The organism is Shewanella sp. 125m-1 (assembly GCF_052977065.1).
Genome location: NZ_JBRILT010000086.1, coordinates 1 through 3302, shown reverse-complemented (window position 1 = coordinate 3302; position 3302 = coordinate 1). Strand labels below are relative to the sequence as shown.

Sequence of the window (3302 nt, the reverse complement as noted above, 5' to 3'; positions counted from 1 at the left end):
ATTTCACCAACATTAGTTTCACGCGTTACCAATGCAGTTATCGAGCAGGTGGTTGAATGGCAAAGCCGTCCTCTAGATGCTATTTATCCCGTTGTTTATTTAGATTGTATCGTCATTAAAATCCGCCAAGATAAACGAGTTATCAGCAAGTCTATTTTCCTTGCTCTGGGCATTAACCTTGATGGCCATAAGGAGTTAATGGGGCTTTGGATAGCTGAAAATGAAGGCGCTAAGTTTTGGTTAGGCGTACTGACAGAGCTGCAACAGCGTGGCGTTGAAGATATTCTTATCGCTTGTGTAGATGGTTTAAAAGGCTTCCCTGAAGCCATCAATACTGTCTACCCTGATACGCATGTTCAGCTCTGTATTGTCCATATGATCAGAAACTCATTAAAATATGTATCGTGGAAAGACTATAAAGCTGTGACGAGCGGGCTTAAGAGCATCTACCGTTCGGCCACAGAAGAGGAAGCATTACTCGAACTCGACCGGTTCAGTGATACCTGGGACAGTCAGTACCCTCAAATTAGTAAGTCATGGCGTAACCATTGGCATAACCTAAATACGTTCTTCAATTATCCTGAGGACATATGCAAGGCTATCTACACAACAAATGCAATTGAGTCGTTAAATAGCGTGATTAGGCGAGCATTGAAGAAGCGTAAGGTCTTTCCTAATGATGACTCAGCTAAGAAAATGGTATACCTTGCAATAAAAGAAGCCAGTCAAAAATGGACAATGCCCATTCAAAACTGGCGTGCTGCAATGAGCAGATTTATTATTGAGTTTGAAGACAGACTTGTGAAACATATTAACTAAAACTGCAGTTACACAGAATCTGTTACACCCTCCTTGAAAGCTTCGATTGGGCAGATGATGCTGTCATAACCAACTCCATACCTGTTCTATAGGATTTAGTTCTGGTAAATATGGTGGTAATTTTATAATGCTGTGATTGGTAAACTCATCTGCAATATCATTGGTATGCCAGCCCGCTCCATCTGTTACCACTACAGCATGCCTGCCGGATTTCGTTCTTTCTGCTATCTGAGATAGATGCTGACGCATGATGTCTTTACTCAAGTAAGGAACAATAATCGCTTCTGTCTCACCCGTTTGGGGGTAGACTGCACCGAAGAAGTCAGCATATTCAACTGTTGCTGACGTAAGGCTCTTGGTCGTGTGCCTCTTTTCGTCCATAAACGTGTAGTCGTGTACTACTGTCCAAAGCGAGCCTTATTTTGAAACCATTCCTTTTACAAATAGCTAGACTCGCTCAAGTGCAACACTACCAGGGATGCTAAGGATCTTTTCCAGTTGGAACTTTTTTAAAAGCTGCTTGGACTTCAATTGATTGTTTAGGATGTTTTGAGCGACTTGTTATCCAGCTAAAACCTAATTGTTCCAGCAACTTCTAAATCGCATTAGGATGGTAATCCACATTAAAGTTCTGCTGGATAAATTTGTGGATCGCGTCCTGCCGCCAGAGGAGCTTATGCATTGCTCTTCTATATAGCCATTAAGTTGCTGCTTTTGAGCCGCGGTCAAATAGCTATCGCGACCTTTATTCTTTTTGGCATCGAGTCCTTTTACGCCATTAGCAAGATATTTGGCGACCCAAGCATTAACGCAAGCACGGACAACTCTAAGTCTTAGGGCAACCTCTGTTCTGCTATTTCCCTCCATAAAGAGTGCTACTGTGAGTCGTCGCATTCGTTTACGCAGTTTTTGGTCAGCTCTAGATAAAGCTAAGGTCTCTTCTGCGCTATAAGTTTTCAAATGAAAATACTGATTAAGAATGGTGCTTATATTAGATCACAACTCATTACTGATTGGTATAACCTCAAGTTCTAAGTACCCAAAGCAATCAATAGAGGCTCAAGGAGAGTTTAGAAAAATTCCAAATTAAAACGATCCTTAAGATCCCGAAATACCTCCCTTTAGATCGCATCGATATCTTGTTTCAGGATGAAGCAAGATGCTGGCAACAAAACACAACAGCTAAGATTTGTGCTAGAAAAGGTACCAGGACAAGGGTTGTACGCCAGCAGCATTTCGAATATACATACCTTTCTTGGCTCCGTATTTCCCAGCAGAGGTATAGGCCAAGTAATTGTGGTTCCATGGACAAGCAAAGAAGCAATAATCCTCCACTTAATACAGATCTCCGAAGTAACTGGCATCGATAGGCATGCTGTAATGATCATGGATGGTGGCGGTTGGCATGCAGACGGCATTGCAGATCAATTCACGAATGTCAGCATCATCAAATTACCGTCCTATTCACCAGAGCTTAATTAAATTGAACAAGGATGAGCGGAATGTGGCAACACAGCCTTGCTAATAGAGTTTTCAAAAATTATGACGACATTGTTGATAGCGTTTGTGAAGCTTTGAATACTTTTACTGAGAGTTCAGAGCGAGTGACAAAATTTCATTTTAGGGATTGGGTAATTATGCCACTACTGACCAGTTAATTTTCCAGTTAGGTATTAGTGATCTGATCCGTTTACGTGGCTGTTTTTCTGTTCTAGATAAAGCCAAAGTTTATTAAGCGCTGTGGTTTTTCAAAAAGGTAATGGCGGGAGTATCAACATTAGATCGCAACTCTTCAATGATTGGTAACAGGGATCTTTTGCTGTTGCATTTTATTACAGAGGGTGTTGGTTATGTGTGAGAGTAGTATTAGGTGACAGCTTATTGTCCATAAGCGTTAAGTTAGGCATTGTAAGGTTGTAAGTGATCCTTGGCTGATAACTTGGATTAGTGTACATATTCTATTGGCTGTATAGCTATTAAATTGGGTTACTGGTTACTGGTTACTGGTTGCGAGGAAGCTGTTTAACTGTGTTGAATGCACTGGGGTGACGCGTAAATAAGTAAATGAACTCTAGGGCGCATTAGATCGTGATTTAAATTGATAGAGCTTTTTAGAGTAGTTAATTGTATGGTTTTTTGAGGGTGCTGTGTATAACTCTGTGGGCAAGTTGTGGCTTAGCTGTGCTTGCTAAAGGTATAAGATTTAAATGTATTTTTCTTTGAAAAAGCGCTTGCGCTGATCTGAAAACTCCCTATAATGCGCATCCACTGACACGGCACAGCAGGCCACCTACCCAGCGTTATGCTAGATAGAACGGGACTTGCAGCAGTGTTAGAGAGTTAAAACTCCTAGGAGATTTGATTCAGGTGACAAACGCTTTAAGAGCTTCGAATGATGGTTGTTAACACGAGAGTGTATAAGAAATCATCGCTTGAAAAACTTCTTAAAATAAGCGCTTGACGCCGCCACTGGAGAGTGTAGA

5 protein-coding genes are annotated in these 3302 nt (G+C 41.2%); 2 read left to right on the top strand and 3 right to left on the bottom strand.

Going from position 1 to position 3302, the window contains the following annotated elements; translation table 11 throughout:
* The coding region (locus tag ACVBIK_RS20590; protein WP_447170418.1) for an IS256 family transposase at positions 1-819 on the top strand (819 nt) is incomplete at its 5' end.
* 63 nt (positions 820-882) lie between these two features.
* Here ACVBIK_RS20590 and ACVBIK_RS20585 read toward each other — a convergent pair.
* From ACVBIK_RS20585 to ACVBIK_RS20575, 3 genes are all read right to left on the bottom strand, one after another.
* Positions 883-1200: a transposase gene (locus ACVBIK_RS20585; protein ID WP_447170417.1), complete on the bottom strand. Its 318-nt coding sequence runs from the start codon at positions 1198-1200 to the stop codon at positions 883-885.
* A 100-nt stretch (positions 1201-1300) separates the two neighbouring features.
* Positions 1301-1411, bottom strand: a complete 111-nt coding sequence (locus ACVBIK_RS20580; RefSeq protein WP_447170416.1) for a hypothetical protein — start codon at positions 1409-1411, stop codon at positions 1301-1303.
* Positions 1396-1713, bottom strand: a complete 318-nt coding sequence (locus tag ACVBIK_RS20575; RefSeq protein ID WP_447170419.1) for a helix-turn-helix domain-containing protein — start codon at positions 1711-1713, stop codon at positions 1396-1398. The genes ACVBIK_RS20580 and ACVBIK_RS20575 overlap by 16 nt, the downstream gene beginning before the upstream one ends.
* Positions 1714-2115: 402 nt before the next feature.
* Between ACVBIK_RS20575 and ACVBIK_RS20570 the strand changes: the two genes are divergently transcribed.
* Positions 2116-2301, top strand: coding sequence for a hypothetical protein (locus ACVBIK_RS20570; protein WP_447170415.1), 186 nt, complete (start codon positions 2116-2118; stop codon positions 2299-2301).
* Positions 2302-3302 lie beyond the last annotated feature (1001 nt).